At 58.2% G+C, this 24,619-nt stretch carries 21 protein-coding genes, 1 rRNA gene and 1 pseudogene; 9 read left to right on the forward strand and 14 right to left on the reverse strand.

The genetic code is table 11. The annotated features are described in order from the left end of the window. Window positions 1-78 (reverse strand): 16S ribosomal RNA (locus E1573_RS13140); the annotation flags it as partial. A gap of 638 nt (window positions 79-716) precedes the next feature. On the opposite strand from E1573_RS13140, the gene E1573_RS13150 reads away from it, so the two are divergent. Beyond that, the gene (locus E1573_RS13150; RefSeq protein WP_133214301.1) at window positions 717-1,613 is read left to right on the forward strand and encodes a formate/nitrite transporter family protein; all 897 of its coding nucleotides are present in this window, start codon (window positions 717-719) and stop codon (window positions 1,611-1,613) included. Between the two features lie 3 nt (window positions 1,614-1,616). On the opposite strand, the gene E1573_RS13155 is transcribed toward E1573_RS13150, so the two are convergent. Next, complete coding sequence (locus E1573_RS13155; protein ID WP_133214303.1) at window positions 1,617-2,717, reverse strand: MBL fold metallo-hydrolase; 1,101 nt, start codon at window positions 2,715-2,717, stop codon at window positions 1,617-1,619. A gap of 126 nt (window positions 2,718-2,843) precedes the next feature. Here E1573_RS13155 and E1573_RS13160 point away from each other — a divergent pair, with 126 nt between their 5' ends. Then, window positions 2,844-3,920, forward strand: a complete 1,077-nt coding sequence (locus E1573_RS13160; protein WP_133214305.1) for a diguanylate cyclase — start codon at window positions 2,844-2,846, stop codon at window positions 3,918-3,920. Between the two features lie 23 nt (window positions 3,921-3,943). Here E1573_RS13160 and E1573_RS13165 read toward each other — a convergent pair whose 3' ends face one another. Further along, the gene (locus tag E1573_RS13165) at window positions 3,944-4,267 is read right to left on the reverse strand and encodes a DUF2025 family protein (RefSeq protein ID WP_133214307.1); all 324 of its coding nucleotides are present in this window, start codon (window positions 4,265-4,267) and stop codon (window positions 3,944-3,946) included. 213 nt (window positions 4,268-4,480) lie between these two features. On the opposite strand from E1573_RS13165, the gene E1573_RS13170 reads away from it, so the two are divergent. Next, window positions 4,481-5,695 carry a HAMP domain-containing sensor histidine kinase gene (locus tag E1573_RS13170; RefSeq protein WP_133214309.1) on the forward strand — a complete coding sequence of 405 codons (1,215 nt, stop codon included), beginning with the start codon at window positions 4,481-4,483 and terminating at the stop codon, window positions 5,693-5,695. Here the strand turns inward: E1573_RS13170 and E1573_RS13175 are convergent. Continuing rightward, window positions 5,634-6,551, reverse strand: a complete 918-nt coding sequence (locus E1573_RS13175; RefSeq protein ID WP_133214311.1) for a LysR family transcriptional regulator — start codon at window positions 6,549-6,551, stop codon at window positions 5,634-5,636. The two genes, E1573_RS13170 and E1573_RS13175, sit on opposite strands and share 62 nt — an antisense overlap. A gap of 117 nt (window positions 6,552-6,668) precedes the next feature. Between E1573_RS13175 and E1573_RS13180 the strand changes: the two genes are divergently transcribed. Continuing rightward, entirely contained in the window at window positions 6,669-7,427 is a 759-nt protein-coding gene (locus E1573_RS13180; protein ID WP_133214313.1) for an SDR family NAD(P)-dependent oxidoreductase, read from the forward strand. Here the strand turns inward: E1573_RS13180 and E1573_RS13185 are convergent. Next, window positions 7,424-8,212 (reverse strand): LysR family transcriptional regulator, encoded by a 789-nt coding sequence (locus E1573_RS13185; RefSeq protein WP_133214315.1) that lies wholly within the window; start codon window positions 8,210-8,212, stop codon window positions 7,424-7,426. The genes E1573_RS13180 and E1573_RS13185 overlap by 4 nt on opposite strands. A gap of 100 nt (window positions 8,213-8,312) precedes the next feature. Here E1573_RS13185 and E1573_RS13190 point away from each other — a divergent pair, with 100 nt between their 5' ends. Continuing rightward, window positions 8,313-9,038, forward strand: a complete 726-nt coding sequence (locus E1573_RS13190) for an SDR family oxidoreductase (RefSeq protein ID WP_133214317.1) — start codon at window positions 8,313-8,315, stop codon at window positions 9,036-9,038. Here E1573_RS13190 and E1573_RS13195 read toward each other — a convergent pair whose 3' ends face one another. The 7 genes from E1573_RS13195 to E1573_RS13215 all read right to left on the reverse strand — a co-directional run bounded on the left by E1573_RS13195 (window position 9,039) and on the right by E1573_RS13215 (window position 13,994). After that, entirely contained in the window at window positions 9,039-9,908 is an 870-nt protein-coding gene (locus tag E1573_RS13195; protein ID WP_133214319.1) for an HlyD family secretion protein, read from the reverse strand. An 11-nt stretch (window positions 9,909-9,919) separates the two neighbouring features. After that, window positions 9,920-10,126, reverse strand: a complete 207-nt coding sequence (locus E1573_RS13200) for a DUF1656 domain-containing protein (protein WP_133214321.1) — start codon at window positions 10,124-10,126, stop codon at window positions 9,920-9,922. Further along, complete coding sequence (locus E1573_RS13205) at window positions 10,113-12,101, reverse strand: FUSC family protein (protein WP_133214323.1); 1,989 nt, start codon at window positions 12,099-12,101, stop codon at window positions 10,113-10,115. Before E1573_RS13205 ends, E1573_RS13200 begins: the two co-directional genes overlap by 14 nt. Window positions 12,102-12,375: 274 nt before the next feature. Beyond that, a complete protein-coding gene (gene ccoM, locus E1573_RS27120) occupies window positions 12,376-12,492 on the reverse strand; it encodes a cytochrome c oxidase subunit CcoM (protein ID WP_305955358.1) in 117 nt (38 codons plus the stop codon). A gap of 134 nt (window positions 12,493-12,626) precedes the next feature. Next, window positions 12,627-12,788: a hypothetical protein gene (locus tag E1573_RS26725; RefSeq protein ID WP_165957326.1), complete on the reverse strand. Its 162-nt coding sequence runs from the start codon at window positions 12,786-12,788 to the stop codon at window positions 12,627-12,629. 77 nt (window positions 12,789-12,865) lie between these two features. Then, complete coding sequence (locus tag E1573_RS13210; protein ID WP_133214325.1) at window positions 12,866-13,195, reverse strand: aspartate-semialdehyde dehydrogenase; 330 nt, start codon at window positions 13,193-13,195, stop codon at window positions 12,866-12,868. Window positions 13,196-13,307: 112 nt separating this feature from the next. Continuing rightward, window positions 13,308-13,994, reverse strand: coding sequence for a M949_RS01915 family surface polysaccharide biosynthesis protein (locus E1573_RS13215; RefSeq protein WP_133214327.1), 687 nt, complete (start codon window positions 13,992-13,994; stop codon window positions 13,308-13,310). A 117-nt stretch (window positions 13,995-14,111) separates the two neighbouring features. On the opposite strand from E1573_RS13215, the gene rapA reads away from it, so the two are divergent. Both rapA and E1573_RS13225 read left to right on the forward strand, forming a co-directional pair. Beyond that, the gene (rapA, locus tag E1573_RS13220) at window positions 14,112-16,958 is read left to right on the forward strand and encodes an RNA polymerase-associated protein RapA (protein ID WP_133214329.1); all 2,847 of its coding nucleotides are present in this window, start codon (window positions 14,112-14,114) and stop codon (window positions 16,956-16,958) included. Window positions 16,959-17,189: 231 nt separating this feature from the next. Further along, window positions 17,190-19,445: pseudogene (locus E1573_RS13225) on the forward strand (putative bifunctional diguanylate cyclase/phosphodiesterase); the annotation flags it as partial. On the opposite strand, the gene E1573_RS13230 reads toward E1573_RS13225, so the two are convergent. After that, complete coding sequence (locus E1573_RS13230; RefSeq protein ID WP_133214331.1) at window positions 19,366-20,253, reverse strand: NAD(P)-dependent oxidoreductase; 888 nt, start codon at window positions 20,251-20,253, stop codon at window positions 19,366-19,368. The pseudogene E1573_RS13225 and the gene E1573_RS13230 sit on opposite strands and share 80 nt — an antisense overlap. A gap of 199 nt (window positions 20,254-20,452) precedes the next feature. On the opposite strand from E1573_RS13230, the gene E1573_RS13235 reads away from it, so the two are divergent. Continuing rightward, a complete protein-coding gene (locus E1573_RS13235; protein WP_133214333.1) occupies window positions 20,453-22,636 on the forward strand; it encodes a hypothetical protein in 2,184 nt (727 codons plus the stop codon). Between the two features lie 181 nt (window positions 22,637-22,817). On the opposite strand, the gene E1573_RS13240 is transcribed toward E1573_RS13235, so the two are convergent. Further along, entirely contained in the window at window positions 22,818-23,123 is a 306-nt protein-coding gene (locus E1573_RS13240) for a DUF2288 domain-containing protein (RefSeq protein WP_133214335.1), read from the reverse strand. 320 nt (window positions 23,124-23,443) lie between these two features. On the opposite strand from E1573_RS13240, the gene E1573_RS13245 reads away from it, so the two are divergent. Further along, window positions 23,444-24,571: a branched-chain amino acid ABC transporter substrate-binding protein gene (locus E1573_RS13245; protein WP_133214337.1), complete on the forward strand. Its 1,128-nt coding sequence runs from the start codon at window positions 23,444-23,446 to the stop codon at window positions 24,569-24,571. Window positions 24,572-24,619: the final 48 nt, after the last annotated feature.

Raw genomic sequence — 24,619 nt, forward strand, 5'->3', positions numbered from 1 at the left:
TCTTCTCATCCGCTCGACTTGCATGTGTTAGGCCTGCCGCCAGCGTTCAATCTGAGCCATGATCAAACTCTTCAGTTCAATACTGCTTGGGTTTTGAGAAAACCCTAAACTTGGCTCAGCAATCTCAAATGACTAAATTTGAAATCTTTCGATTTCCGTGTAGTCACTTGTGATGCTGATAATCTTTTTGACTATCAGCCTGAGTCACAAGCACCCACACGAATTGCTTGATTCGATTGTTAAAGAGCGTTTGGCTGAAGCCTTTCGCTTCAACCGAGGCGCGCATTCTACGCTTTCCTCAGAGTGTGTCAAGCGTTTATTTTGAAGTTTTTCAGAATTTCTCTTTCAACTTCAACCGCTTAACTCGCTGCAATCTCTCGTCAGCGGGAGGCGAATTCTACAGCGTTTCAATTCGCTGTCAACCACCTTTTTCACCGCTGCCGATCTTTCGATCGAAGCCCTTCCGGTACTACCTGGAACATCTAACTCGTTGAATCTCAAGGAGTTTTCCGTTCCGACTGCGCCGGAAGTGGGGCGAATTATAGAGAGATCTGAGGGGGCGTCAAGCACTTATTTCAATTTTGTTTCGGCGGGGGCGTTTTGGCTATAAGCAGCAAGCTTCAAGCTGCAAGTAAAAGCGGGCGTACACCTCCTTGCAGCTTGCGGCTTGAAACTTGCGGCTAATCTGTAAATGCCTCCCACACGAGCTCACTGCCATGAGCAAAACAGAAAGCAGCAAAACTCCAGGCCTGTCGGCGGATGAAGAGCAGGAAGTCAGTCAGAACCAACCGCCACGCGCAGCAGTGCTGCACGAGATCATTCGCTTCCAGGGTGATCAGGAACTGGAGCGCACCATCGCTGCCCTGTGGTGGTCGGCATTGGCTGCCGGGCTGAGTATGGGACTATCAATGATGGCCATGGGTTTGTTCTACGCACGGCTGCCAGAAAGTGACAGCAGCCAGGTGGTTGCCAGCCTTGGCTACTCCGCAGGGTTTCTGGCGGTAATTCTGGCGCGCCAGCAACTGTTCACCGAAAACACCCTCACCGCCGTGTTGCCAGTGATGACCACACCAACATTGAGCAACTTCGGCCGCTTGCTGCGGTTGTGGTCGGTTGTACTGCTCGGCAATCTCGCAGGCACCGTGCTGGTGTCCTACGTCATGTTGAACCTGCCGATTTTCGATACCAAGGCCGATGAAGCCTTCCTCGATATTGGCCGCAAGGTGTTGGAGAACGACCTGAGTCAGATGTTCGCCAAAGGCATTATCTCTGGCTGGATGATTGCCACCATGGTGTGGATGATCCCGTCCATGGAGCACGCCAAGATCTGGATCATCCTGATGATCACCTACTTAATGGCGCTGGGGGACTTCACCCACATCGTCGTCGGCTCGGTGGAAGTCTCTTATCTGGTGTGGGCCGGCGAGATCGGTTGGCCGGTATTCTGGCGCGACTTCGCCGCCCCTACGCTAGTGGGCAACATTATCGGCGGTAGCTTTATCTTTGCTCTCATCAGCCATGCCCAGGTACGCAGCGATAGTGGCAAACCCGCGCCTCAGCGACCTGCGCGGGGCACCAAGACAGCGCGCGATAGTTCAAAGCCTAGCCCGTAGTGCTTACCACTGTCTCATCGCCATTGCCCGGTCGCTGCCCTCTTGCGGGTTACGCAGCGGCTTGGGCAACCACCAGGCCGGGCCGCTGTGCGGCTGATCCAGGCTGACCCGCTCGCCCATCTGCGGTGTACTGAGGGGCACTTGGGCGGCATTGGCCAAGGCCAGAATACGATCGAACGGTTCGTACCAAGTGTGCACAGAAAGATCGAACGTACCGTTATGCACGGGCAGCAGCCAGCGCCCGCGCAAATCCAGATGTGCCTGCAGGCTTTGCTCAGGCTGCATGTGCACATTGGGCCATTCGAGGTTGTAGGCGCCGGTTTCAATCAGGGTTACATCGAACGGGCCGTACTGTTCACCAATCTGCTTGAAGCCGTCGAAATAGCCCGTGTCGCCACTGAAGAACACACGCAGGTTCTCATCCAGGATTACCCAGGACGCCCACAACGTGCTGTTGCTGTCGAACAGGCCTCGTCCGGAAAAATGCTGTGCCGGGGTGGCGATGAATCGTATGCCGGCCACTTCGGTCTGCTGCCACCAATCCAACTGCCTCACCTTGGCCTCCTCCACTCCCCACTCAATCAACAGGTCCCCTACTCCCTTCGGCGCAAGAAAGTACTCCGCCTGATCGGCCAACTGCCGTATCGCCTGTTCATCAAGGTGGTCATAGTGGTCGTGGGAAAGAATGACTGCGGTCAGTGGCGGCAAGTCATCCAGCTTCAGCGGTGGCTGATGAAAGCGCTGCGGCCCTGCCCATTGCACAGGCGAGGCGCGCTCAGCAAACACCGGGTCGGTAATAAAGAAGCGCTCATGCAGCTTCAGCAATACGGTGGAGTGCCCCAGACGCCATAGGCTGCGATCTGGCGCATCGAGCAGTTGCTGGCGGCTCAAGGATTGAACGGCAATTTCTACGTCGGGTCGGGTTCCGGGTGGCTTGCCCATGAACAGGAACTTGAAGCCGATGCGCAGTTTTTTGAACACGCTGTCTTGCGGCAACTGGCGTTGGTTGTGATATCGCCCGTCCTGAAACGGCGCCGGATCACCGGCCTTGGGCATCAAGGGGGCCATCATTAGAAGCACTCCAAGGATAAGGGCGAGTTTCATGTTACCCCAGCGTGGCTGCATCAACCGTGAAATGGCTTGTAAGGCCATTTTTCAATGGCCTGCGATTGTCCAACAATGTTCACACGTTTTATGCGATAAACGGCGCCCCGGAGTAGGCCAGCAACCATGATGGATAATAGAAGCGGCAAGGGACTTTCATTTGTCAGGAGAATATACCCGCCGCGGATTATTGGCCTGGGTATCGGCATGCTCAGTGTCATGGCCGGTATTTCGACCCTGGCGATGCCTGAGTGGGTATGGGGGCTACTGCTGTTCAACGGCTTGATCTGGCCACACCTGGCGTTTCAACTGGCTCGATGTGCCAGCGTCCCGTACAACGCCGAATACCGTAACTTGCTGCTCGACTCATTGATGGGCGGGTTCTGGACGGCTGCCCTGCAGTTCAACCCGCTGCCCAGCGTGACCATTCTGGCAATGATGGCGATGAACAACTTCGCTGCCGGCGGCCAGCGTCTTTTTTTCAAGGGTCTATTGGCTCAAGGCTTGGGTGCGGGGTTATCGATGGCCCTGTTTGGCGCTCACCTGCAACTGCAGGCAACACCCCTGCAAGTGTATGCCTGCCTTCCGATGCTCACGCTGTATCCGATGGCCGTTGGCTGGGTGTGCTACACGCTGGCGATGAAGCTCGCTGAACATAAACGCCGCCTCAGCGCCCTGAGTCGTACCGACAGCCTTACCGGCCTGCTTAACCACGGCTCGTGGAAGGACATGCTGCAGCTCAAGTTCCAGATCTGCCAGCAGCAACACTGTGAGGCGGTCATCGCAATCATCGACATTGATCACTTCAAAAGCATTAACGACACTTACGGCCATGTCGTAGGTGACTGCGTGCTCAGCCAGCTCAGCAGCGAACTCAAGCGTAGCCTGCGGGAAGACGATCTGGCTGGCCGCTATGGCGGTGACGAGTTCTGTCTGATTCTGCCCAATACCAGCCTGGAAAAGGCCAAGGCGGCCATGGAGCGGTTACGCGAGCGGGTCGGCAGCTATCGCAACCCACAGCTTCCAGAACTGCGAATCAGCTTGAGCATTGGCCTGGCCCGTTGCCGCGAGGGCTTGGGCGACGCCGAAGCCTGGCTCAATGAAGCCGATCGGGCCTTGTATACGGCCAAGAAAAGCGGGCGCAACCAGGTCAACTTCGCTCAATCAGAGCTCAGCACGCTGAACCTGGCCTATCCCGACTGAGACCGCGCCCGCTGGCCCCGCCCTTACGCGCGCAATCGCCGTTGCGCGGCGATCTCTGGTAAGTCGCGGCGGCGCAGGTAAACCCGCAAGGGCTCACTGACATTGAGCCGCTCATCGACATTTTGCGCCAAAAGAATTTCGAGCAGTGCCCGACTCAAGGTCATGACCTCGCCTTCGCCTTCCTTCCAGACAAATTCGCTGCTGGGGGTAATGCTGTCATCGGCGACGTCCATGCCGAAGGAGTCTTCGCTAAAGCGCACGATATGCTTGCCAAGCTTGCGATGAAATCCGACAAAACCTTTGAGCTGGTCGGCGGCGGCACAGATATCCTGTGATGTGATATGCATGTCAAACCTCACTGAAGCACCTATATATAAAAGGTGCAGGGGAAAGGGATTGGCACGCTGGGCAATGCTGGCCGTTCTCTGACGGAGCGGCTCTGGCCCCAAGGTTAATGGAAAATACTGACCAGCCGTTACGGATTTTTCACCCGATTCAAACCTGCTCGCTAGACTTAAGCCACACTTGCTGTTCACTTCGGCCGTTACTGTGGATGCTTCATGAGCAACGCAATTTCCTCTGATATAGCCACGATTGCCCGGATCAACGTAGTACCGGCGATCTTGCAGGTGATTTGCGAATCCACCGGCCTGCGCTTTGCCGCTGTGGCTCGGGTCACCGACGATAGCTGGACGGCGTGTGCAGTACTCGACCAGCTTGGGTTCGGTTTGAAGGCAGGTGAAGAACTAGACCTGAAAACCACCCTGTGCCATGAGATCCGCGGTAGCCACCAGACCATCGTGATCGATAAAGCCAGCGACGACTTGCTGTACGCCAACCATCACACCCCCCGCCTGTACAAATTCGAGAGTTTCATCTCGGTGCCGGTATTTCGTTCCGACGGTAGTTTCTTCGGCACCATCTGTGCCTTCGACCCGTTACCCGCCGCCCTCAAAGGCAGCGCCATTCAACCGATGATGGAGTCGTTCGCACGCTTGCTCGCGATCCAGATCGAGAGCGAGGAAAGCGCTCAGGAAACCGAAGCGGCGTTGTATAAAGAGCGCGCCATGGCTGAGCTACGCGAACAGTTCATTGCCGTATTGGGCCATGACCTTCGTAACCCGCTGTTTGCGATCACCGCCGGGGCTGAGCTGCTGACCCAACGCCTGCAGGAAGAAAAAAGCCGCACCATCGCCATGCACATCCTTACCTGTGGCCGGCGCGCCACACAATTGGTGCGCGATATCCTCGACTTTGCCCGCGGACGCCTGGGCAATGGCATAACTGTCAACATCCAGCCCTGCCCGGACCTGAGCGATGCCATCCGGCATGTTGCTTCAGAACTGCAGCGTATTCACCCCCAACGGCAGATCGACCTGAACATCGGCGATTTGAGGGGGGTCAATTGCGATCGCGAGCGGGTTACCCAGTTACTGTCCAACCTGATTGCCAATGCGCTCACCCATGGTGCTCAGGACCAACCCGTGAAAGTCAGTGCCCAGATTCGTGACCAGGCTTTCGTGCTTGGGGTTCACAACTTTGGCGAGCCGATACCCTCACCAGTACTGGCTCAATTGTTCCAACCCTTCTCCCATCCACCAAACGATACAGTCCAGCCCGGGCTGGGCCTGGGCTTGTATATCGCCAACCAGATCGCCCTGGCGCACGGTGGGCGGCTGGAGGTGATCTCCAGCCAAGAGGCCGGGACGTTGTTCAGTTTCCATATGCCACTGGATCGAGGCGAGGCTCAAGCAACGCTGCCAGCCAATCCATGAATGCACGCAAGCGCGGTGGCAGGTGCTGCTGTCTGGCATACAGCAACGACACAGGCATCGGTGGCGGGACGAAATCCGGTAGCAACGGCACCAACTCGCCGCGCTGCAGGTAGTTTTCCAGGCCGGCCGCAGGCGCTTGAATCAGCCCCAGGCCGGCAAGGCAGGCACTTTCATAGGCTTCGGTACTGTTGACCGTAATGGCGCCAGCCATAGGCTGAACCTGCAAAGTGCCGGATTGCAGGTATTCGAACCCCGGGCTTCGGCTGCCCAGGTTCTTCACATAGTGAATCAGTCGGTGATGATGCAAGTCCGCCAGGCTCTGGGGCGCGCCAAAGCGCTGTAGATATTCAGGGCTGGCGCAATTGATTTGCACCAACTGCCCCAGTGGGCGGGCGATCAGGTCAAGGTCACTCAAGGTGCCAATGCGCAACACGCAGTCAAAGCCCTCTCGCAACAGGTCGACCTGACGATCTGTGCAACTGATCTCCAGCTCGACGCCCGGATGGCAATCAACGAACGACGGCAGGTTGGGCAGGATGATCCGCCGTGCCATCAAGGTTGGCAGATCAACCCGCAAACGGCCGGTCAGCGCCGCCTTATCACTGTGGAACAGGCCTTCGATTTCATCCATGCGCGCCAACAGCTCTTTGCTACGCTCGTACAGTTGCAAACCATCTTGCGTGGCTTGAACCCGCCGCGTGGTGCGGTTGAGCAAACGGGTTCCGAGCAGTTCTTCCAGAGCCCGGATCTGTTCCGACACTGTTGATCGTGGTAACCCCAATTGCTCGCCGGCCAGGGTGAAACTCGACAATTCGCTGACCCGGACAAAGGTCCGCAGTAACTCCAGCTTGTTCATGAGGAGAGGCCTGATTGTTCGCAAGTACCGATCAGTATTTCCGAATTTCTTGGATTTATCAGCAGCAAACCGACCAATAGACTTTCCTCGACTTCCCTGCCTTCAGAGGTACAGCGCATGAACCGGAAAATCGCATTGATCACTGGCGCCAGCCGCGGCCTGGGTAAAAACACCGCGCAACACCTGGCCGCCCAAGGCATCGACATCATCGGCACTTACCACAGCAAAGCACAGGAGGCCCAGGCGTTGGTCCAGGCCCTGGAGCAACAGGGTGTGCGTGCCGCCATGCTGCAACTGGATGTCAGCAACAGTGCAGGTTTCGAAGATTTCACCTTCCAGCTGCAACACACCCTCAAGTCAGTATTTGGCCGCGAACAGCTGGATTTTCTGGTGAACAATGCCGGCATTGGCATCAATGCGCCGTTCAGCGAAACCACTGAGGCGCAATTCGACCAACTCTGCAACATTCAGCTCAAAGGCCCGTTTTTTCTGACCCAGCGCTTGCTGCCACTGATTGCCGATAACGGTAGCATCGTCAATATTTCCACGGGGCTGACGCGCTTCGCCCTGCCCGGCTACGCCGCTTATGCAGCAATGAAAGGCGCCATGGAAGTGCTGACCCGCTACCAGGCCAAAGAACTGGGCGCTCGCGGCATTCGCGTCAACATCCTTGCGCCGGGTGCCATCGAAACCGACTTTGGCGGCGGCGTGGTGCGCGACAATGCCGACGTCAACGGCTTTATTGCCAGTAACACCGCCTTGGGCCGGGTCGGCTTGCCGGACGATATCGGCGCAGCGATTGCCCTGTTGCTTGGCGAAGGTGGTGGCTGGATCAATGGTCAGCGCCTGGAAGCCTCAGGCGGTATGTTTCTCTAGTCGACTTGCACGCCTCCCAAGGCTTGATACAGCTGCTCAAGCACCGGCAGTTGCAGCGCCTGAGCGGCAAAGCACAAGCCTACCCGGCGCGTCAGTGCCGAGCCTTGGCAAGGACGCCACTGCAGGCCGGGGTGACGCTCGACCAGCGATTGCGGCAACAACGCGGCGCCTAAGCCGGCGGCCACCATGGGCACCACCTGTTGCAATGAACCGGCATGGCCGACTTGCTCGCCATTGCCGTAGAAACCAAGCAAGCGCTGATGGGAAACATGCTGCGGGCAGGTAACCCACTGGTTAACCGGGTTGCTGCCCGTGGCCATGGCAAACACAAATGGCTCCTCCCACAGCGCCAGGAACAGTTCGTCTTCACAACACAGCGCTTCTACACCAAGCCGTGCATCGCCGATACAGCCGTCGAGCAAGGTCAGTTGCAGGTTGGGGACGGCATGCGTGGCCAAGCGGACAAACGCCTCAACCTGGCCAACGGCGATATCTGCTTCTATACCCAATTGCAGTGCCTGGCGGGCCTGGGTGTCGCGAAAGCTGCGGCTCAGTGCCTGCGCCTGGGCCACCATACGCTGAGCTTGGGGGTACAACTGGCGGGCCTGCTCACTGACTTCAACGCCTCGGGCCTGACGCACGAACAAGGCCACGCCCAACTCTTCTTCAAGTTGGCGAATGGTCACAGACAAGGTGGGTTGTGCCACACAAAGCCGCTGGGCGGCCGAGGTGATGTTGCGCTCTTCGAACACCGCAAGAAACGCCTTCAAATGGCGAATATCCATAGCTAATTCCGATGCCAGCCAGAGAAACAAGCAGTTTTTCAGGGTTAGCTCAAGCCAATACACTTGAGCCATTCAAATCAATTATGTCTCGGAGGTTACCATGAGCAAGCCATTGATCATCATCACCGGTGCCAGTTCAGGGATTGGCGAAGCCACTGCACGTCTGTTGTCGCAGGCAGGCCACCCGCTGCTGTTGCTGGCCCGGCGCCTGGAGCGTCTGCAAGCACTGAAACTGCCAAACTGCCTGTGCCTTACCGTGGATGTCTGCGACCGCGAAGGTTTCGTCAACGCCGTGAAACAAGCTGAAGCCCAGTTTGGCCCGGCTGACGCGCTGATCAACAATGCCGGGGTCATGCTGTTGGGGCAAATGCACGAACAGGACCCAAGCCAGTGGGACCAGATGCTCGACGTCAACGTCAAAGGGCTGCTCAATGGTATCCATGCGCTGATCGGCGGCATGATCGAGCGACGCCACGGCACCATCATCAACGTCAGCTCGGTGGCCGGGCGCAAGACCTTCCCCAACCATGTGGCGTACGTCGGTACCAAATTCGCGGTGCACGGTATTTCCGAAAACCTGCGCGAAGAAGTCGCGGCGCACAATGTGCGGGTGGTCACCATCGCTCCCGGCGCAGTGGAAACCGAACTGCTGAGCCATACCACCGACGAAAGCATCAAAGACGGCTACCAGGCCTGGAAAGCTGAGATGGGTGGCCAGGTACTCAGTGCCAATGACGTGGCCAGCGCCATCGCCTACGCCTACCAGCAACCGCAACATGTGTGCATTCGCGAGATCGTCCTGGCCGCGACTCGCCAACAGCCTTGATCAGCGCTGCGCCTGGCCTTCGTGTACCTGCACACTGGCGGTCATGCCGGCACTGAGGGTTACGCCGTCAGGCACCTGGTCCAGTTTGATCCGCACCGGGATGCGCTGGGCCAGGCGTACCCAGTTGAAGGTTGGCTCGACTTCGGCCAGCAACTGGCTGTCCGGGTTGGCATTGCGGTCTGTGATGCCACGGCTGATGCTCTCAACATGCCCCTGCATCGGTTCACCAGCACTCATCAGCCAGACCCTGACCGGGTCGCCGACACGAATGCGAGGTAACTTGGTTTCTTCAAAGTAGGCTTGAACATAAAACGTCGAATCATCAATCAAGGCCATGACCGGCTGCCCGGCATTGACATAGTTGCCCTCGGCCAGGCGCAAATTGGTGATATGGCCGTCCCGCGGGGCTTTGACCTGGCTACGTGCCAGGTTGATGGCTGCTGCTTTGACGTCGGCCTGGGCCTGATGCAATTCGCCGCGGGCCACAGCAGCGTTGATCTGGGCGTTTTCACGCAGCTCGGCACTGATCGCCTGCGGACCAAGCGCAGCGCGCCGTGACGCCTCATGCTCGCGCAGGCGCAACTGCTGCTGGCGGGTTTCGGCCACGGCATTGGCTTTGTCCAAGGCCGCCTCGAAGCGGTCGCGATCAATCGACATGAGCAGCTCGCCCGCCTTGACCTGCTGGTTGTCATGCACCTTCAGTTCACGTACCCAACCTGATACATCAGGGGCAATGATCACCACATCGGCACGGATTTTCGCATCGCGGGTCCAGGGGGTCAGCATGTAGTACTGCCACAGCTTCCAGCCTGCAAATACCGCCACTGCCGCCAGGCCCAGGGTTACTGCGATACGCAGTAATGCTCGCATCAACACTCTCCTTACCGTGGCCCCAGCCCAAGTGTTACCAGGGTCAAGACACACATGAACAACGCACAGTCGAACAACGCCTCATGCCAGATCCAACGCCCCACAGGCGTCAGACGCAACATCAAACGCACCACAGCGGTCAGAACCAAGGCCAGCGCCACATAGATCAAAAACGGGCTGAGCAGCACACCGCCCAGCGACCACTCACGCAAGCCCATGGATTTCCTCCTGTCGACGGCACCATTTACCCCAACTGCGCTGCAACTGCAGCACCGCCCCTACCGCCAGACGCAGCGGGTCACTGGGTGGCTGGCGCTGCAGGGCGTCGATAAATGCCTCACTGGCCGCATCCAAGCGCTGCTCCCGGCCCGGCGCAGGGCCGCTCGACAGTACGTCTTGCAACTGTCGCAAGTACTCGCGCTCGGCGTTGTCCAGCGGTGCCCGTGCTACCGCCAGGCAGTGGCGCAGGTGCAATAGTTCATCGCCTATATCCAACCCATGAACACCGTCATCCCAGCGCTCGCGCTCCTGCTCGGTCAATGCTGCATAGTGCCGCGCCAGTTGCAGCAAGCGGTCTGCCATTCGCCCACCGAACCAGGTATCGGCGCCGCGCAGCTCGCGCCGGGTTAAACGTACCAAGTCGTTCTGAGTCGCGGCGCGCAGGCGCCGACCGTGCCAGGCGGGGTTGCGCAGCACCAGTAGTTTGAACGCCAGTACTGCTGCGCCCACGCCGATCAGCATGGCCTGAGCACTGTTAAGAAAGGCCGCCACCTCAAAACTCATGGCATTGAGCGGTGCGACCAAGACGATGAAGTGCAAGCAGTAAGACGTCGCCGTAGCGCCGATCTGCGGATTGGCCATGCCCAATGCGCCAAAAAACAACGGCACTCCCATCGCCATGCACAACATGGGAAAACCACTCCATTGTGGTAGCAGGATCTGCCCGACCACAAATGCCACCGGCATGGCCAGGAGAATCCCGCGCAAAAAACTCATCCCGATCTGGGCGCCGTTCTCACGGCTGGCGAACAGGCTACAGACCACACATGTCAGCACCAGCCCGCCAGGTGCTGCATTCCAGGCGGTGGCCAGCCAGAAGCTTGCCATCGCCAAAAACGCCAGTGCACTGCGTGAACCGAACAGCAGAGCCAGCGGCAAATCGCGATGCACGGCAAGGCTTTCAGGGACATCTGCGGGCGCCTTGCCCTCCTCTACTGCGCGCAGTGCTTGAGTTGCTGCAATGGCGCTATCCAGCAGCAGGGTCAGGCGCGCCAGGCAGTAGTGCTCAGCCGAGCTGATACGTTCATCATGAGCTGCGTCCCACAGCCGTTGACGCAGGTTTTGTAGCCCTGACTGGTCGGGTGCTGCCAAGGCGTCATGCACGGTGTCCAGCCACGGCTGCAAATGCTGCGTCTGGGTTTCATCCAGTTGCTGCCATTGCCGTCGCACCGAACGGGCAATGCGTAGCAGAATCAGCAGTTTCTGGCTCAAACCACGAATGGCCCCGGCACGTTCCCGGCCAAGACGCCCTTCGAACCAGGCATGTTCACGCTGTGCGTCGACCGCAACAATGCGCCCGAGAATCTCCAGCAGCCCTTTGCGCGCCTGTGCCTCTCCGGTCAGGGTGGCACTGGCTGCCTGCAGACCACTGACCCAGGCCTGTCGTGCCTGGCCGCTCAACTGCTGTTCGACGCGCATCGGCCAGAGCAAGGCGCTGGTCAGGGTGGCACAGACAATGCCCAGGCTGATCTCGGTACAACGCGCCACCGCCTGGTCAAACACCGCCAGCGGGTGATTGACTGCGGGCAAGGCAATGATGGCGACGGTGTACCCCGCCAGCACAAACGAATAGGCCCAAGCGCTGCGCAGCATGGTCGAGCCCGCAGTGCACAAGGCCAGCCATAGCGCCAGGGCCAACAGAAACAACCAGGGTGTCTGCGCGAACAGGCCCATGAACACAACGGACATGACGGTGCCGACCAGGGTGCCGAGCAGTCGCGCCAGGCCTTTTTGCAGCACCATCCCGGACAGCGGCTGAGCCACGATAAAGGCGGTCATCAACGCCCAGGCCGGCTGTTCAAGGCCCCAACGCAGTGCCAGCCACAGCGCCAGGCCACCGCCAAGCAACGTCTTGATGGCAAATTGCACGGCGAGTTTGTTCGGCGCCAACAGGGCCTGCAAAGTGATGGGCACGGGTCGAACCTTGGCTGACAGTGTTGTAACGATAGACAGAATGGAGCTAAATCATTTGAGATGAATTATTAGCTAGCTAACTATCAAAAGTCCAGCGCGCGCTGTGAGCGAGCTTACTGTGGGAGCGGGCTTGCCCCGCGATGTGATTAAACTGACAAACCGCAATCGCCGGGCAAACCCGCTCCTACCGCAGAGGTGACCAAAAACAATCGCCCAAAAAAAATGGGCGACCGAAGTCGCCCTAAATGCCTTGCGTGCTCGTGTACTGAAAGGATCAGCGCTGGTTGCGCTTGTTCGAATCCTTCCAGATGAAAATTCCGAATCCGACAAAGAACAGCAACATCAGGCCGACCGTAATCACTCCAGCGATTACCACATTATCGAAGAACATGTCGGCCTCCATTCGCCTGTACCTGTCTGATGGGCTCAAGGTATCGAATGGGCTGAGAGAAGAAATTGACCGAGGTCAATAGCGCCCGGAACCGGGCGCGGGAGGCGGGTGCAGGCTTGACCTGCATCAAGTTTTCAACGCTTCTTGGGTTTGCCCTTGGGCTTCTTCTTGACCTTGCCCAGGGGCATGGCCTGTTCAAATGCCTGGCGCACTTCGTTCAGGCGTTTTTCATTGAGGTCGTGGACGCGCCGGGCGCGCTCGGCGCCGAGGTCGATCAAGTTGTCATCTTGGCTCATGGTCTGGCTCAAAAAGCAGGCTGCGATCTGGCAATAATGAAGGCTGTTGCCGCTGCTGACCAGTGCGCGGGCTGCCTTCACACTTCGATGTCTACCAGCAAGCCCTGGCGCGGCGCTTCATCCATCAACGGTGAGACCGGTACCGTGTTGTCGGCGTTGACGTCGTCACCCGGCACAGGCTGATAGTGTGGCTCATCTCTGCCCGACCGGCCCCTGCCCTGCTGGCGCCGTTGTTCTTCACGCAGCAACAATGCCGACTGTTCCGGGTCGCGATGCTTAAGGTCAATAGCACCTTCACTGGAGGTGGGCTGCGCTGGCACCACGGGTTTGATGTCCGGGGTCGGCTTGACCGGGTCCAGTTGCGATGTCACGGGGGCAGCACTGAGCGGAATGATGGGCGGCAGCATAGGGGTCTCCTGTCGCCATTGTGTCGGCCAGCCGATCACGGCCTTGAGTCAATAATCGGCAATCAAGTGGTGCTCACACCACTCGTTGCGACCCAGTATAGCGCCAGCCCTGTCAGGGCTCGTCGCTGTCTTCCGGCATTGGCGCAATTTCATTCCAGGGCCGGGCGAGCACCTTGTTCCACACCTCGTCCAGATGCTTGCGCAACACTGCCGGGGCCGCCTGCAGCGATGGGCTGTCTTCACGCTCACCACCATAGGGAGCTTCACCCGGTGGAGTGATCAACGACTGGCCGACGATGGCGTAGCTTTGCTCGCCTTCTCGCAGTTCGACACGCAAGTCGTGTGGGTCGATGCCTCCCCCGCAAAACGCATGGCTGGCCACGGTCAGTTCAGCAACACCGTCGTTGTTCAGATCAGTGGCACCGCTGACATCGGTGTAAAAGCCGACATCCAGGTCCAGCCCGGCGCAATCAGTTTCATTTTCGATCTTCCAGCGCACTTTAAAGGTGTCGGTTTCCTTGGGGCGCCCATACAGCGTGGCCGTCAGAACCACCTGGTCGAGATCTTCACCGGTTTCTTCGTCTTGCGCCTGGTCGTCACCGCGACTGAGGATCAACAGGCCTTCGCCCTCGCGATCATGAAAGTGCACCGCCTGCACCGGGGATTCGATCCCCAGCGCACTCAGTTGCGCGGCCGGGAGCGGCGCCAGCACTTCAAATTTGGGAGCGTCGCAGGCCGCCACCAGTGAAACGCTTGCAAGGAGCAGAAAACGGGATAAACACAACGACTGTAGACGCATAGACGTTCTGGCCCTCACTGGCAACAGCGGCTTTTATCGCTGAAATTGCTAGACTCTTTGGTCTGCAGAGTCCTATCCGTTAAGATAGTCGGCTTTTCAAGGCGGGAGTCAGGCAGTATGGCGCAGCAGTATCAACCGGGGCAACGCTGGATCAGTGACAGCGAAGCCGAGCTAGGTCTGGGGACCGTTCTGGCACAGGACGGCCGCTTATTGACCGTGCTCTACCCGGCCACTGGCGACACTCGCCAGTATTCCCTGCGCAATGCGCCGCTGACCCGGGTGCGCTTCTCGCCGGGCGATCAGATCACCCATTTCGAAGGCTGGAAACTGACCGTCCGCGAAGTTGAAGATGTCGACGGCCTGCTGGTTTATCACGGCCTCGACGGGCAGAACCAAGCCTGCACCCTGCCGGAAACCCAGCTGTCGAACTTCATTCAGTTCCGTCTGGCCAGCGACCGTCTGTTCGCCGGGCAGATCGACCCGCTGTCGTGGTTCTCGCTGCGCTACAACACCCTGGAACACACCAGCCGCCAGCTGCAGTCCGCCTTGTGGGGCCTGGGCGGCACGCGCGCCCAGCCGATCGCCCACCAGTTGCACATCGCCCGTGAAGTCGCCGACCGTATTGCCCCACGGGTACTGCTGGCCGACGAAGTCGGCCTGGGCAAGACCATCGAGGCAGGCCTGGTGATTCACCGCCAGTTGCTGTCCGGCCGCGCCAGCCGTGTGTTGATCCTGGTTCCAGAAAACCTGCAGCACCAGTGGCTGGTAGAAATGCGCCGTCGCTTCAACCTGCAGGTGGCCCTGTTCGACGCCGAGCGCTTCATTGAAAGCGACGCCAGCAACCCGTTCGAAGATGCCCAACTGGCGCTGGTTGCGCTGGAATGGCTGACCGAAGACGAAAAAGCCCAAGACGCACTGTTCGCTGCCGGTTGGGACTTGATGGTGGTCGACGAGGCGCATCACCTGGTCTGGCATGAAGAGCAGGCCAGCCCTGAATATGCACTGGTCGAGCAACTGGCGCAGGTCATTCCCGGCGTGCTACTGCTCACCGCGACCCCAGAACAACTGGGCCAGGACAGCCACTTCGCACGTCTGCGCCTGCTGGACCCGAACCGTTTCCACGACCTGGCCGCCTTCCGCACTGAGAGCGAGCACTACCGGCCAGTGGCCGAAGCCGTGCAGGAACTGCTGGACGAAGGCCGTCTGTCGGCCAAGGCACACGCCACCATCGAAGGTTTCCTCGGTGCCGAAGGCGAAGCGCTGTTGGCCGCGGTCAACGACGGCGACACACAGGCAAGCGCACGCCTGATTCGTGAACTGCTCGATCGCCACGGTACCGGCCGCGTGCTGTTCCGCAACACCCGTGCCGCGGTTCAGGGCTTCCCTGAGCGCAACCTGCACCCTTACCCACTACCAAGCCCTGATCAGTATCTGGAGCTGCCGGTTGGTGAGCATGCCGAGCTGTACCCGGAGGTCGCATTCCAGTCCCAGAGCGACAGCGACGAAGAAGAACGCTGGTGGCGCTTCGATCCACGGGTTGACTGGCTGATCGATACCTTGAAGATGCTCAAGCGCGTCAAGGTGCTAGTGATTTGCGCCCACGCCGAAACCGCCATGGATCTGGAAGACGCCCTGCGTGTGCGCTCCGGTATCCCCGCCACGGTGTTCCATGAAGGCATGAGCATTCTCGAACGCGACCGTGCGGCGGCCTATTTTGCCGACGAAGAATTCGGCGCTCAGGTATTGATCTGCTCGGAAATCGGCAGTGAAGGACGCAACTTCCAGTTCGCCCACCACCTGGTGCTGTTCGACCTGCCATCCCACCCAGACCTGCTCGAACAGCGTATCGGGCGCCTGGACCGTATCGGCCAGAAGCACACCATCGAACTGCATGTACCGCACCTGCAGAACAGCCCGCAAGAGCGCCTGTTCCAGTGGTATGACCAGGCCTTGAATGCTTTCCTCGCCACTTGCCCGACCGGCAACGCCTTGCAGCATCAGTTCGGCCCGCGCCTGCTGCCGTTGCTCGAAAGTGGTGATGATGATGAGTGGCAAGCGCTGGTTGACGAAGCCCGCGCCGAGCGTGAGCGCCTTGAAACCGAACTGCACAGCGGCCGCGACCGCCTGCTGGAGCTGAACTCCGGTGGTGCAGGCGAAGGTCAAGCGTTGGTGGAAGCGATCCTTGAGCAAGACGATCAATTCACCCTGCCGATTTACATGGAAACCCTGTTCGATGCGTTTGGCATCGACAGCGAAGACCACTCGGAAAACGCACTGATCCTCAAGCCGAGCGAAAAAATGCTCGACGCCAGCTTCCCGCTGGGCGACGACGAAGGTGTCACCATCACCTACGACCGCAACCAGGCGCTGTCTCGTGAAGACATGCAGTTCATCACCTGGGAGCACCCGATGGTTCAGGGTGGCATGGACCTGGTGTTGTCCGGTTCGATGGGCAACACCGCAGTGGCCCTGCTCAAGAACAAGGCACTCAAGCCCGGCACCGTCCTGATCGAACTGTTGTATGTGAGTGAAGTGGTAGCGCCCCGTGCCCTGCAACTGGGTCGTTACCTGCCACCGGCCGCGTTGCGCTGCCTGCTCGACAGCAACGGCAACGACCTGGCCTCGCGGGTGTCCTTCGAGACGCTCAACGACCAACTTGAGAGCGTGCCAAAGGCTAGTGCCAACAAGTTCATCCAGGCTCAGCGCGATGTGCTGACGCCACGGATCAACAGCGGTGAGGCCAAGGTCATGCCACGCCACGCCGAGCGTGTTGCTGAAGCACAGCGGCGCCTGGCAGCGGAAACCGATGAAGAGCTGGCGCGCCTGACTGCCCTGCAAGCGGTCAACCCAAGCGTGCGTGACAGCGAGATCGAGGCGTTGCGCAAGCAACGTGAGCAAGGCCTGGCCATGCTGGAAAAAGCCGCACTGCGTCTGGAGGCGATCCGAGTACTGGTTGCTGGTTGAAGCCACTGACCTTATCGCGGGGCAAGCCCGCTCCCACAGGTTCTATTGAATCTGTGGGAGCGGGCTTGCCCCGCGATGCTTTAGAACCCCTCGCTATTAAGCCAATGCCCAAATCGTAGCAATCAAAGTGCCATTAATCCGGATGGGTTAATGCTCTGTTTCTATACTCCTGTCCAACAGTCTCCAGACGGTCTTTGGGGGACGAGTGAAAACTCGACAAAGAGGCAGGCTATGGAGTGGGTGGGACTACAGATGCTCGCCGATCTTCCGGCAACCGGACAGATCATTCTGGACTGCAAATACAACCCTTACCTGGTAGCCCTGGCGTTGCTGGTTGCCGGTGCTGGCAGCTTTGCCACCCTGAGCATGGCTGAACGCCTGAGCCATGTGGAGCAACCTGCCGCTCAGCGCCAATGGCGACTGCTCGGTGCCTGTTGCCTGGCTGGTGGGGTCTGGGCTCTGCATTTCATCAGCATGCTGGCCTTTCAAGTTCCCATTGAAGTGCAATACGACTTCTCACTCACCGGGCTTTCCTTGGTGGTGATGTTGTTGGCCGGCTGGTTGGCCATGAATACTCTCAGCCGTCGAGACCTACAGGCCCGCCACTACATGCAGAGCGCACTCTGCATCGGCGTGGGCATCGCCACCATGCATTACATCGGCATGAGCGCCATGCGCTCCAACGCCGAACAGTTCTACCGCGCAGACATGTTTGCCGCTTCGATTACCATCGCCATCGGCACCAGCCTGCTGGCCGTATTGCTGACCCGCTACTTCCGTTATGGCAGCGGCACGCTCCATCAGTTGCTCAAGTACGCTGCCAGCCTGTTGATGGCCGGCGGCATTTTCGCGACTCACTTCACCGGCATGTGGGGCATGACCCTGGTCATCCCGACCGGTGCGACGGTGGAGCTGCCAGGCGCTGACAATAACTTGCAACTGAGCCTGACCATCGCCTTCATCACCTTATTGATCAGCGCCAGCAGTATCAGTGCGGCCATGTCTGATCAAAAGCTACAGAGCAAGGAGCACGACCTGCGCCGCGTCAATGTCCTGCTCAGCCAACTGGACCAGGCCCGGGTGTCGTTACAGCAAGCAGCTCATTACGATGCCCTGACCAACCTGATCAACCGTCGCGGCTTCAACCAGGTCTTTGCTGAGCGCCTGATCGAGCAGGCTACCAACGAAGGCATGCTGGCGGTGATGTTCCTCGACATCGACCATTTCAAACGCATCAACGACAGCCTCGGCCACGATGCTGGCGATCAACTGCTCAAGGTTATTGCTGGCTACATCAAGGCGGCGACCCGTAGTCAGGATGTGGTTGCACGCTTCGGCGGTGATGAATTCTGCATTCTCATTTCCCTGAGCAACCGCGAAGAAGCCCGCAATCTTGCCCAACGCATCATGATGAAGATGAAAGAGCCGATCGACCTGGCCGGACGGCGTATGGTCATGACCACCAGTATTGGTATCAGCATTTTCCCTGACGACGGCTGCAGCGCTGAAGAACTGTTGAAGAACGCCGACCTTGCGCTGTACCAATCCAAGGGCAACGGCCGTAACGCCCTGAACTTCTTCAACAGCAGCCTCAAGACCCGCGCCACCCTCGAGCTGCAACTGGAAGAAGAATTACGCACCGCATTGTTTGAAGCACACGGTTTGCGCATTCACTATCAGCCGATTTTCGACCTGCACACTGGGCAAGTGGCCAAGCTTGAAGCCTTGGTTCGCTGGCAACATCCACAGCATGGCTTACTCAGCCCGGACCGCTTCATCGGCATTGCCGAAGCCAACGGCTTGATCACCGACCTCGACTTGTGGGTGTTGCGCCATGCCTGTGAAGACCTGGCGCAACTCAACCGTCATGGCTACAGCGGCCTGAAAGTTACCGTCAATTGCTCGGCTTTGACCTTAGGGCGCGAAGAATTACCCCACGAGGTTGAAAGTGCCCTGCTACACGCTGGGCTGTCAGCCGCTCACCTGGAGCTGGAAATTACCGAAAATGCACTGATGGGCAATATTCACAACACCATTGCCATGCTCAAAGACATTCGTGCACTCGGCGTTTCGCTGTCGATCGATGATTTTGGCACCGGCTATTCATCACTGGCCTATCTCAAGCGCCTGCCGCTGGACACCTTGAAGATCGACCGCTCATTCATTCAGGATGTACCGCATTGCCCGCAAGACATGGAAATCGTGCAGGCAATCATCGTCATGGCCCACACCCTGCACCTGCAGGTGATCAGCGAAGGTGTGGAGTTCGTCGAGCAGTACCAATTCCTCGCCCAGCAGGGTTGCGACTTCGTTCAGGGTTACCTGCTCAGCCGCCCCGTGCCCTTGGGTGAACTGCGTTCGATTCTGGATCAACTTGACCAACGCCACGCGCCAACGCTCGCTCGCTTCAATCCTTACGCCGGTACAATTCAATCAATGTCGCCGGATCTTTTTGCAAATAGCCCTGACTACCATGTAGGCGCATCAGCTGTGCTGCCAGACCGCTCAATGGCGTCGCCGAGCCTTGCTCGCGCGAGAACTTCACCGCGGTATCCAAGTCTTTAAGCAACGTGCGCACATGCCATTTGACCGGCTCGAAGCAACTCTGCGCCATCTGTGGGGCCAGGATCTGCAACGGTTTGGAGTCGGCAAAGCCACCGGCCAGGGCTTCGGCGATCAGGCTGGCATCCACGCCGGATTGCTCAGCTAGTGCTACCACTTCGGCGATGACCAAGGCGTTACAGGCAACAATCATCTGATTGCAGGCTTTGGTCACCTGCCCTGCCCCCACCGGCCCCATGTGCGTGACCCGTTGGCCCAGAGTCAACAGCACCGGACGCACGCGCTCAAGGTCTGCCGCATCGCCACCGACCATGATTGCCAGCGTGCCGGCCTCGGCACCAGGCGTCCCTCCGGAAACCGGTGTATCAAGCCAGCTCATGCCACTGAGCGCCGCCAGCTCGGCTGCCATTTCACGGGTGGCCGTCGGTTCCAGGCTGGAAAAGTCCACGAGTAACTGCCCGGCTTTGGCGCCTTTGGCAATGCCTTCGGGGCCGAAGACCACCTCCCGTACCACAGTGGTATCAGCCAGGCACAGGAGCACCACATCAGCCGCCTGGCACAGCTCTGCCGGGGTCGACACCACCCGAGCGCCAGCGCTGACCAGCACAGCACATTTGTCAGGCGAACGATTCCAGACCGTCAACGGGTACCCCGCCGCCAACAAGCGCCGACACATCGGCAACCCCATCAAACCAATTCCGGCGAACCCCAGTGAAGGACGTGCAGTGCTCATGTACAGCTCCAGGCAGATTAAAGAAGTTGAACAATTGGACGATTCAGTTTGCAGGCGTGACAAGGAAAACTCCTAAATGACTAGGGCAAACCCCTATCGCTCACGCCAAATGCGCACTGATACAGTCGCGAAACTTATCCCGTGATGGCTCTATGACATCCATTAGAACAGCCACCCACCCCCAGGCAAATGGCGCAAAATGACCTCCAAGACTACTTCTGCCAACGCGGTTTCCGAGCTGACTTCACCCACTCCCGCGTTCAGCGCTTCAGGCTCGAAAGAATTCTACAGCCCGCGAGCGCTTAACCCGCAGCAGTACCTGTACTTCACCGAATCCGATATTCAGCGCATCCTCGACAACCTCGACGGTTTGCGCGATCTGGTATTTCCGCCCAGCATCCACGTCGAAGACGAAAGCCAGCTGCGCCTGGATCAACAGTTTCCGTCGGTTTGCCTGATCGGCTTGGGCCGCTGCGGCTCGAACATCGCCTTGGATGTTGCCGAACTTGTATACAACGCCCGCACCTTCTACCTCAACGAATTCAATAACGAAGATCGTGCTGGCAACGAGCCGAACTACAGCCCGGCCCGTTGGATTCGCAACAACCTGCGCCTGGTGCAGAACAAAAACAGCAAGCCGGTGTTTCTGGTTGAACCCCTGGTCATGCTGGGTGACCTGGACAAAGACATTGCCGGTCGCATCCGCTTCTCGCGCAAAGGCGAAAAAAGCGGTTTCATCCGCGACTACAGCAAAATGAAAATCATGGACCTCTCGGAAGTCCATGCCGGTGGCGCCGGTAACGCCCCGATTCTTGGCCAGTACCTGGCAAAGATCATCCTCAACAAGGAGACCCATCGTTTCTCCAGCGCTGACTGGAAACTGATTCACTCCTACCTGATCGACTCTTGCGGGATCAAGGCCAACCAGTCACGCCTGTACTTCTACATCTTCAGTGCCGGTGGCGGTACCGGTTCGGGGATGGCTTCGGAGTTTGGTCTGGCCCAGCAGTACTCGTACATGAACAAGACCTTCGACACCAAGCCGGCCGACGAGAACGACGGCAAGAGCGGGCACTCGTTCGTCTTCGAGCCGATTTTCACCAGTGGCATCTGTGTACTGCCGAATATTTCCGATCACCGCAGCGAAATGTCCGAAGCCCTGCACATCAACGCCGGGCGCTTGCTCTGCAAATACCTGTCTGAAGAATGGGACTTCTCCTATAACTTCGACAATGAAGACAGTAGCGAAGCCAGTGTCATGGGCCGTATCCGCCCATGGAACGCGATGATGCTAATTTCCAACGACATCATGCGCTACGCCGAAGAGAATGATGACGGCAACATCCAGAACATTGACGTCAATGCCATGGAGAAGCACGCCAACCAGTACATCTCCCAGCAGATCTTCAACATTCTCACTGCCCAGGCCGTTACCACCGACTACGACCAGAACTACTTCCGGCGTGCAGGCATCGATATCGGCGAAACCATTCGCCTCGATGCCAACGACCTGTTCATGAGCCTGGCCGGCCCGGTGGCCATCGCCTATGCCGAATCTGTGGTACCGGAACAGCCGTCTCCAACCTCGGATAAGTTCAAAGTGTTCGAGAAAGACCAGCCGCGTCTGAACATCGACGACCTGTTCTTCCGCTCCATCGACCTGCCGCACTTCAACAAGGTGACTCAGGCCATCGAAGGCATCAGCCTGCTGCCAATCGAGTCCAAGCGCTATCGCGCCGCGCTGGAGCAGTACAAGGCCTCCGGCTATGACGCAGCAGCTCTGCACGACCTGCACTTTTTCAAGAACTGTTCATCGGTGGTGTCGATCGTCTCGCTGCCCAAAGACTACAAACTGTCCTATATGGACCTGAATCGTCTCAAAACCCACCTCAACAGCCTGTTCCCCAACACCACGCTCAAGCGCTATGCCCTGGTGATCGGTGCCTCAGCCAACCTGTCGCTGACCACGTTGATCGCCAAGAGCCCATGCCTGTCAGACGATTTCCTGACGCTGATCGTGGCCTTCATCAAGCGCTGCTTTGCACGCAACCCGTACCGTTTCGATGACACGCTGGACAACGCGATCCTTGAGTTCATCACCAGCGAGACCTTTGATGAAGACCGCATCGATGATCTGCTCAACGAATTCGAGAACCCGGCGAAGATCCTCGATACCAACTGGTATGCGATCAAGCCGATGTACGAGAAGAAATACCGTGAGCTGATCAACGACAAGAGCAAGTTCGTGTCGATCAATGACATACGCCTGTCGCGCGAATGCGTGAAGAAAGCGGTGAAATACCTGCGCGAAATCTTCCGTCATCGCATTGGCAAGACCCGCGTGATTTCGCTGAATAGTCACACCGGGAAGGTGGATTACTGAGTTGGAAGTATCGCGGGGCAAGCCCGCTCCTACACATAACCTGTAGGAGCGGGCTTGCCCCGCGACTTGTTACCGTTAACGTTAAGCACACTCAACTGTTACCAACAGCCACCTTCGCTGAACAGTCCTGCGCACCAAAATCTCCTTGCTGCTTGTTTTCACGCACCAATCTGGGGCGCACTCAAGCGGTTTTCTTTTCCTGAATCACAATGAACGGCGAAACCACCACCGCCCAGATCTCTGGATCGCGGCTCTGAAGGTCTAGCGCCTGCTCGGCAGTGACTGGGCCGACAGTGCCAGCATTACGCCATGTAGCGAAGGTTTCACTGCGGTTTTCGGCCATTGCCTGCGCCACTTCGATCAAGTCCAGATTCGGGTCGACCCAAATCAGGTCACCCTTGGCCCAAAAACGTTCCAGGGCTTTCCACTCGATTACTGCGGTCTCGCCGAGCAGTTTGGCATAGAGGGTGCTTGGTTGATCAGTCATGGGTTCCTGCCAGAAATAATTCGACTACGGTAAGAGGTCGGTATTTTTGCAGAAAATCCCGGTTGCAAATAAGTAATTGATCGAAAAGGGCTTGAAAGCAAAGGTTTGTCACAAGAATCGGGGTGAGACCAAGCCGCTTTCCTGTAAGTTTCTGTCAATTAAGCGACACGCGCCGAATTTGCCTCAGCTGGCCTGCTTTTCAAGCGACAAAGCAGCGCTCTACACTGTACCGGTACAGTTGCCAGGGCGAATTCGGTGCAATCCGGTCCTCAGCTCTGGCCGCAGGACTATAAAAATTACAACAGAATGAGTGGAGCACTATGAGTAAGGCTACTAAGCAGATTTCCAAGCTGTTTGCCGCAATGGTTCTGGCCGGGGTTGCCAGCCAGTCGTTTGCAGCCGATACCATCCTGATCGGCATTGCCGGCCCGAAAACCGGCCCGGTCACTCAGTACGGCGACATGCAGTTCATCGGTGCAAAACAAGCCATCAAAGACATCAACGCTGCTGGCGGCGTTGACGGCAAGATGCTTGAAGCCAAGGAATACGACGACGCGTGCGACCCTAAACAGGCCGTAGCCGTTGCCAACAAAGTGGTCAACGATGGCGTTAAATACGTAATCGGCCACCTGTGCTCCAGCTCCACCCAGCCTGCTTCGGACATCTACGAAGACGAAGGCGTGATCATGATCACCCCGGCGGCCACCAGCCCGGAAATCACCTCCCGTGGCTACAAGCTGATCTTCCGTACCATCGGCCTGGACAGCGCCCAGGGCCCAGCCGCGGGTAACTACATCGCCGACCACGTCAAACCGAAAGTGGTTGCCGTACTGCACGACAAGCAGCAATACGGTGAAGGCATCGCCACCGCAGTGAAAACCACGCTGGAAGGCAAAGGCACCAAGGTTGCCGTCTTCGAAGGCCTGAACGCCGGCGACAAAGACTTCTCCTCGATCATCCAGAAGCTCAAGCAAGCCAACGTCGACTTCGTCTACTACGGTGGCTACCACCCAGAGCTGGGCCTGATCCTGCGTCAAGCTCAGGAAAAAGGCCTGAAAGCCAAGTTCATGGGCCCAGAAGGTGTCGGCAACGACTCCATCTCGCAGATCGCCCAGAACGCTTCCGAAGGCCTGCTGGTGACCCTGCCGAAGTCGTTCGACGCTGATCCAGCGAACAAAAAAATCTCCGATGCCATCAAGGCTGACGGCAAAGACCCAAGCGGCCCGTTCGTGTTCCCGGCCTACTCGGCTGTCGAGCTGATCGCTCAAGGCATCAAGGCTGCCAAGTCCGAAGACACCGACAAGGTCGCCGAAGCGATCCACGCCGGCACCTTCAAGACCCCGACTGGCGATCTGTCGTATGACAAGAACGGCGACCTGAAAGACTTCAAATTCGTGGTCTACGAATGGCATTTCGGCAAACCTAAAACCGAAGTTTCCCCACAGTAATCCCGTTTGACTACATGACTAGAAGCCCACTGTGCGAGCAGTGGGCTT

It is taken from the genome of Pseudomonas sp. H9 (assembly GCF_004353925.1).
Lineage (GTDB): Bacteria > Pseudomonadota > Gammaproteobacteria > Pseudomonadales > Pseudomonadaceae > Aquipseudomonas.

What these genes read in the sequence shown, in the direction of transcription:
- E1573_RS13150 (WP_133214301.1), top strand. Translation starts at nt 717, where the DNA reads ATGAGCAAAACAGAAAGCAGCAAAACTCCAGGCCTGTCGGCGGATGAA.
- E1573_RS13155 (WP_133214303.1), bottom strand. Translation starts at nt 2,717, where the DNA reads ATGAAACTCGCCCTTATCCTTGGAGTGCTTCTAATGATGGCCCCCTTG.
- E1573_RS13160 (WP_133214305.1), top strand. Translation starts at nt 2,844, where the DNA reads ATGATGGATAATAGAAGCGGCAAGGGACTTTCATTTGTCAGGAGAATA.
- E1573_RS13165 (WP_133214307.1), bottom strand. Translation starts at nt 4,267, where the DNA reads ATGCATATCACATCACAGGATATCTGTGCCGCCGCCGACCAGCTCAAA.
- E1573_RS13170 (WP_133214309.1), top strand. Translation starts at nt 4,481, where the DNA reads ATGAGCAACGCAATTTCCTCTGATATAGCCACGATTGCCCGGATCAAC.
- E1573_RS13175 (WP_133214311.1), bottom strand. Translation starts at nt 6,551, where the DNA reads ATGAACAAGCTGGAGTTACTGCGGACCTTTGTCCGGGTCAGCGAATTG.
- E1573_RS13180 (WP_133214313.1), top strand. Translation starts at nt 6,669, where the DNA reads ATGAACCGGAAAATCGCATTGATCACTGGCGCCAGCCGCGGCCTGGGT.
- E1573_RS13185 (WP_133214315.1), bottom strand. Translation starts at nt 8,212, where the DNA reads ATGGATATTCGCCATTTGAAGGCGTTTCTTGCGGTGTTCGAAGAGCGC.
- E1573_RS13190 (WP_133214317.1), top strand. Translation starts at nt 8,313, where the DNA reads ATGAGCAAGCCATTGATCATCATCACCGGTGCCAGTTCAGGGATTGGC.
- E1573_RS13195 (WP_133214319.1), bottom strand. Translation starts at nt 9,908, where the DNA reads ATGCGAGCATTACTGCGTATCGCAGTAACCCTGGGCCTGGCGGCAGTG.
- E1573_RS13200 (WP_133214321.1), bottom strand. Translation starts at nt 10,126, where the DNA reads ATGGGCTTGCGTGAGTGGTCGCTGGGCGGTGTGCTGCTCAGCCCGTTT.
- ccoM (WP_305955358.1), bottom strand. Translation starts at nt 12,492, where the DNA reads ATGTTCTTCGATAATGTGGTAATCGCTGGAGTGATTACGGTCGGCCTG.
- E1573_RS26725 (WP_165957326.1), bottom strand. Translation starts at nt 12,788, where the DNA reads ATGAGCCAAGATGACAACTTGATCGACCTCGGCGCCGAGCGCGCCCGG.
- E1573_RS13210 (WP_133214325.1), bottom strand. Translation starts at nt 13,195, where the DNA reads ATGCTGCCGCCCATCATTCCGCTCAGTGCTGCCCCCGTGACATCGCAA.
- E1573_RS13215 (WP_133214327.1), bottom strand. Translation starts at nt 13,994, where the DNA reads ATGCGTCTACAGTCGTTGTGTTTATCCCGTTTTCTGCTCCTTGCAAGC.
- rapA (WP_133214329.1), top strand. Translation starts at nt 14,112, where the DNA reads ATGGCGCAGCAGTATCAACCGGGGCAACGCTGGATCAGTGACAGCGAA.
- E1573_RS13230 (WP_133214331.1), bottom strand. Translation starts at nt 20,253, where the DNA reads ATGAGCACTGCACGTCCTTCACTGGGGTTCGCCGGAATTGGTTTGATG.
- E1573_RS13235 (WP_133214333.1), top strand. Translation starts at nt 20,453, where the DNA reads ATGACCTCCAAGACTACTTCTGCCAACGCGGTTTCCGAGCTGACTTCA.
- E1573_RS13240 (WP_133214335.1), bottom strand. Translation starts at nt 23,123, where the DNA reads ATGACTGATCAACCAAGCACCCTCTATGCCAAACTGCTCGGCGAGACC.
- E1573_RS13245 (WP_133214337.1), top strand. Translation starts at nt 23,444, where the DNA reads ATGAGTAAGGCTACTAAGCAGATTTCCAAGCTGTTTGCCGCAATGGTT.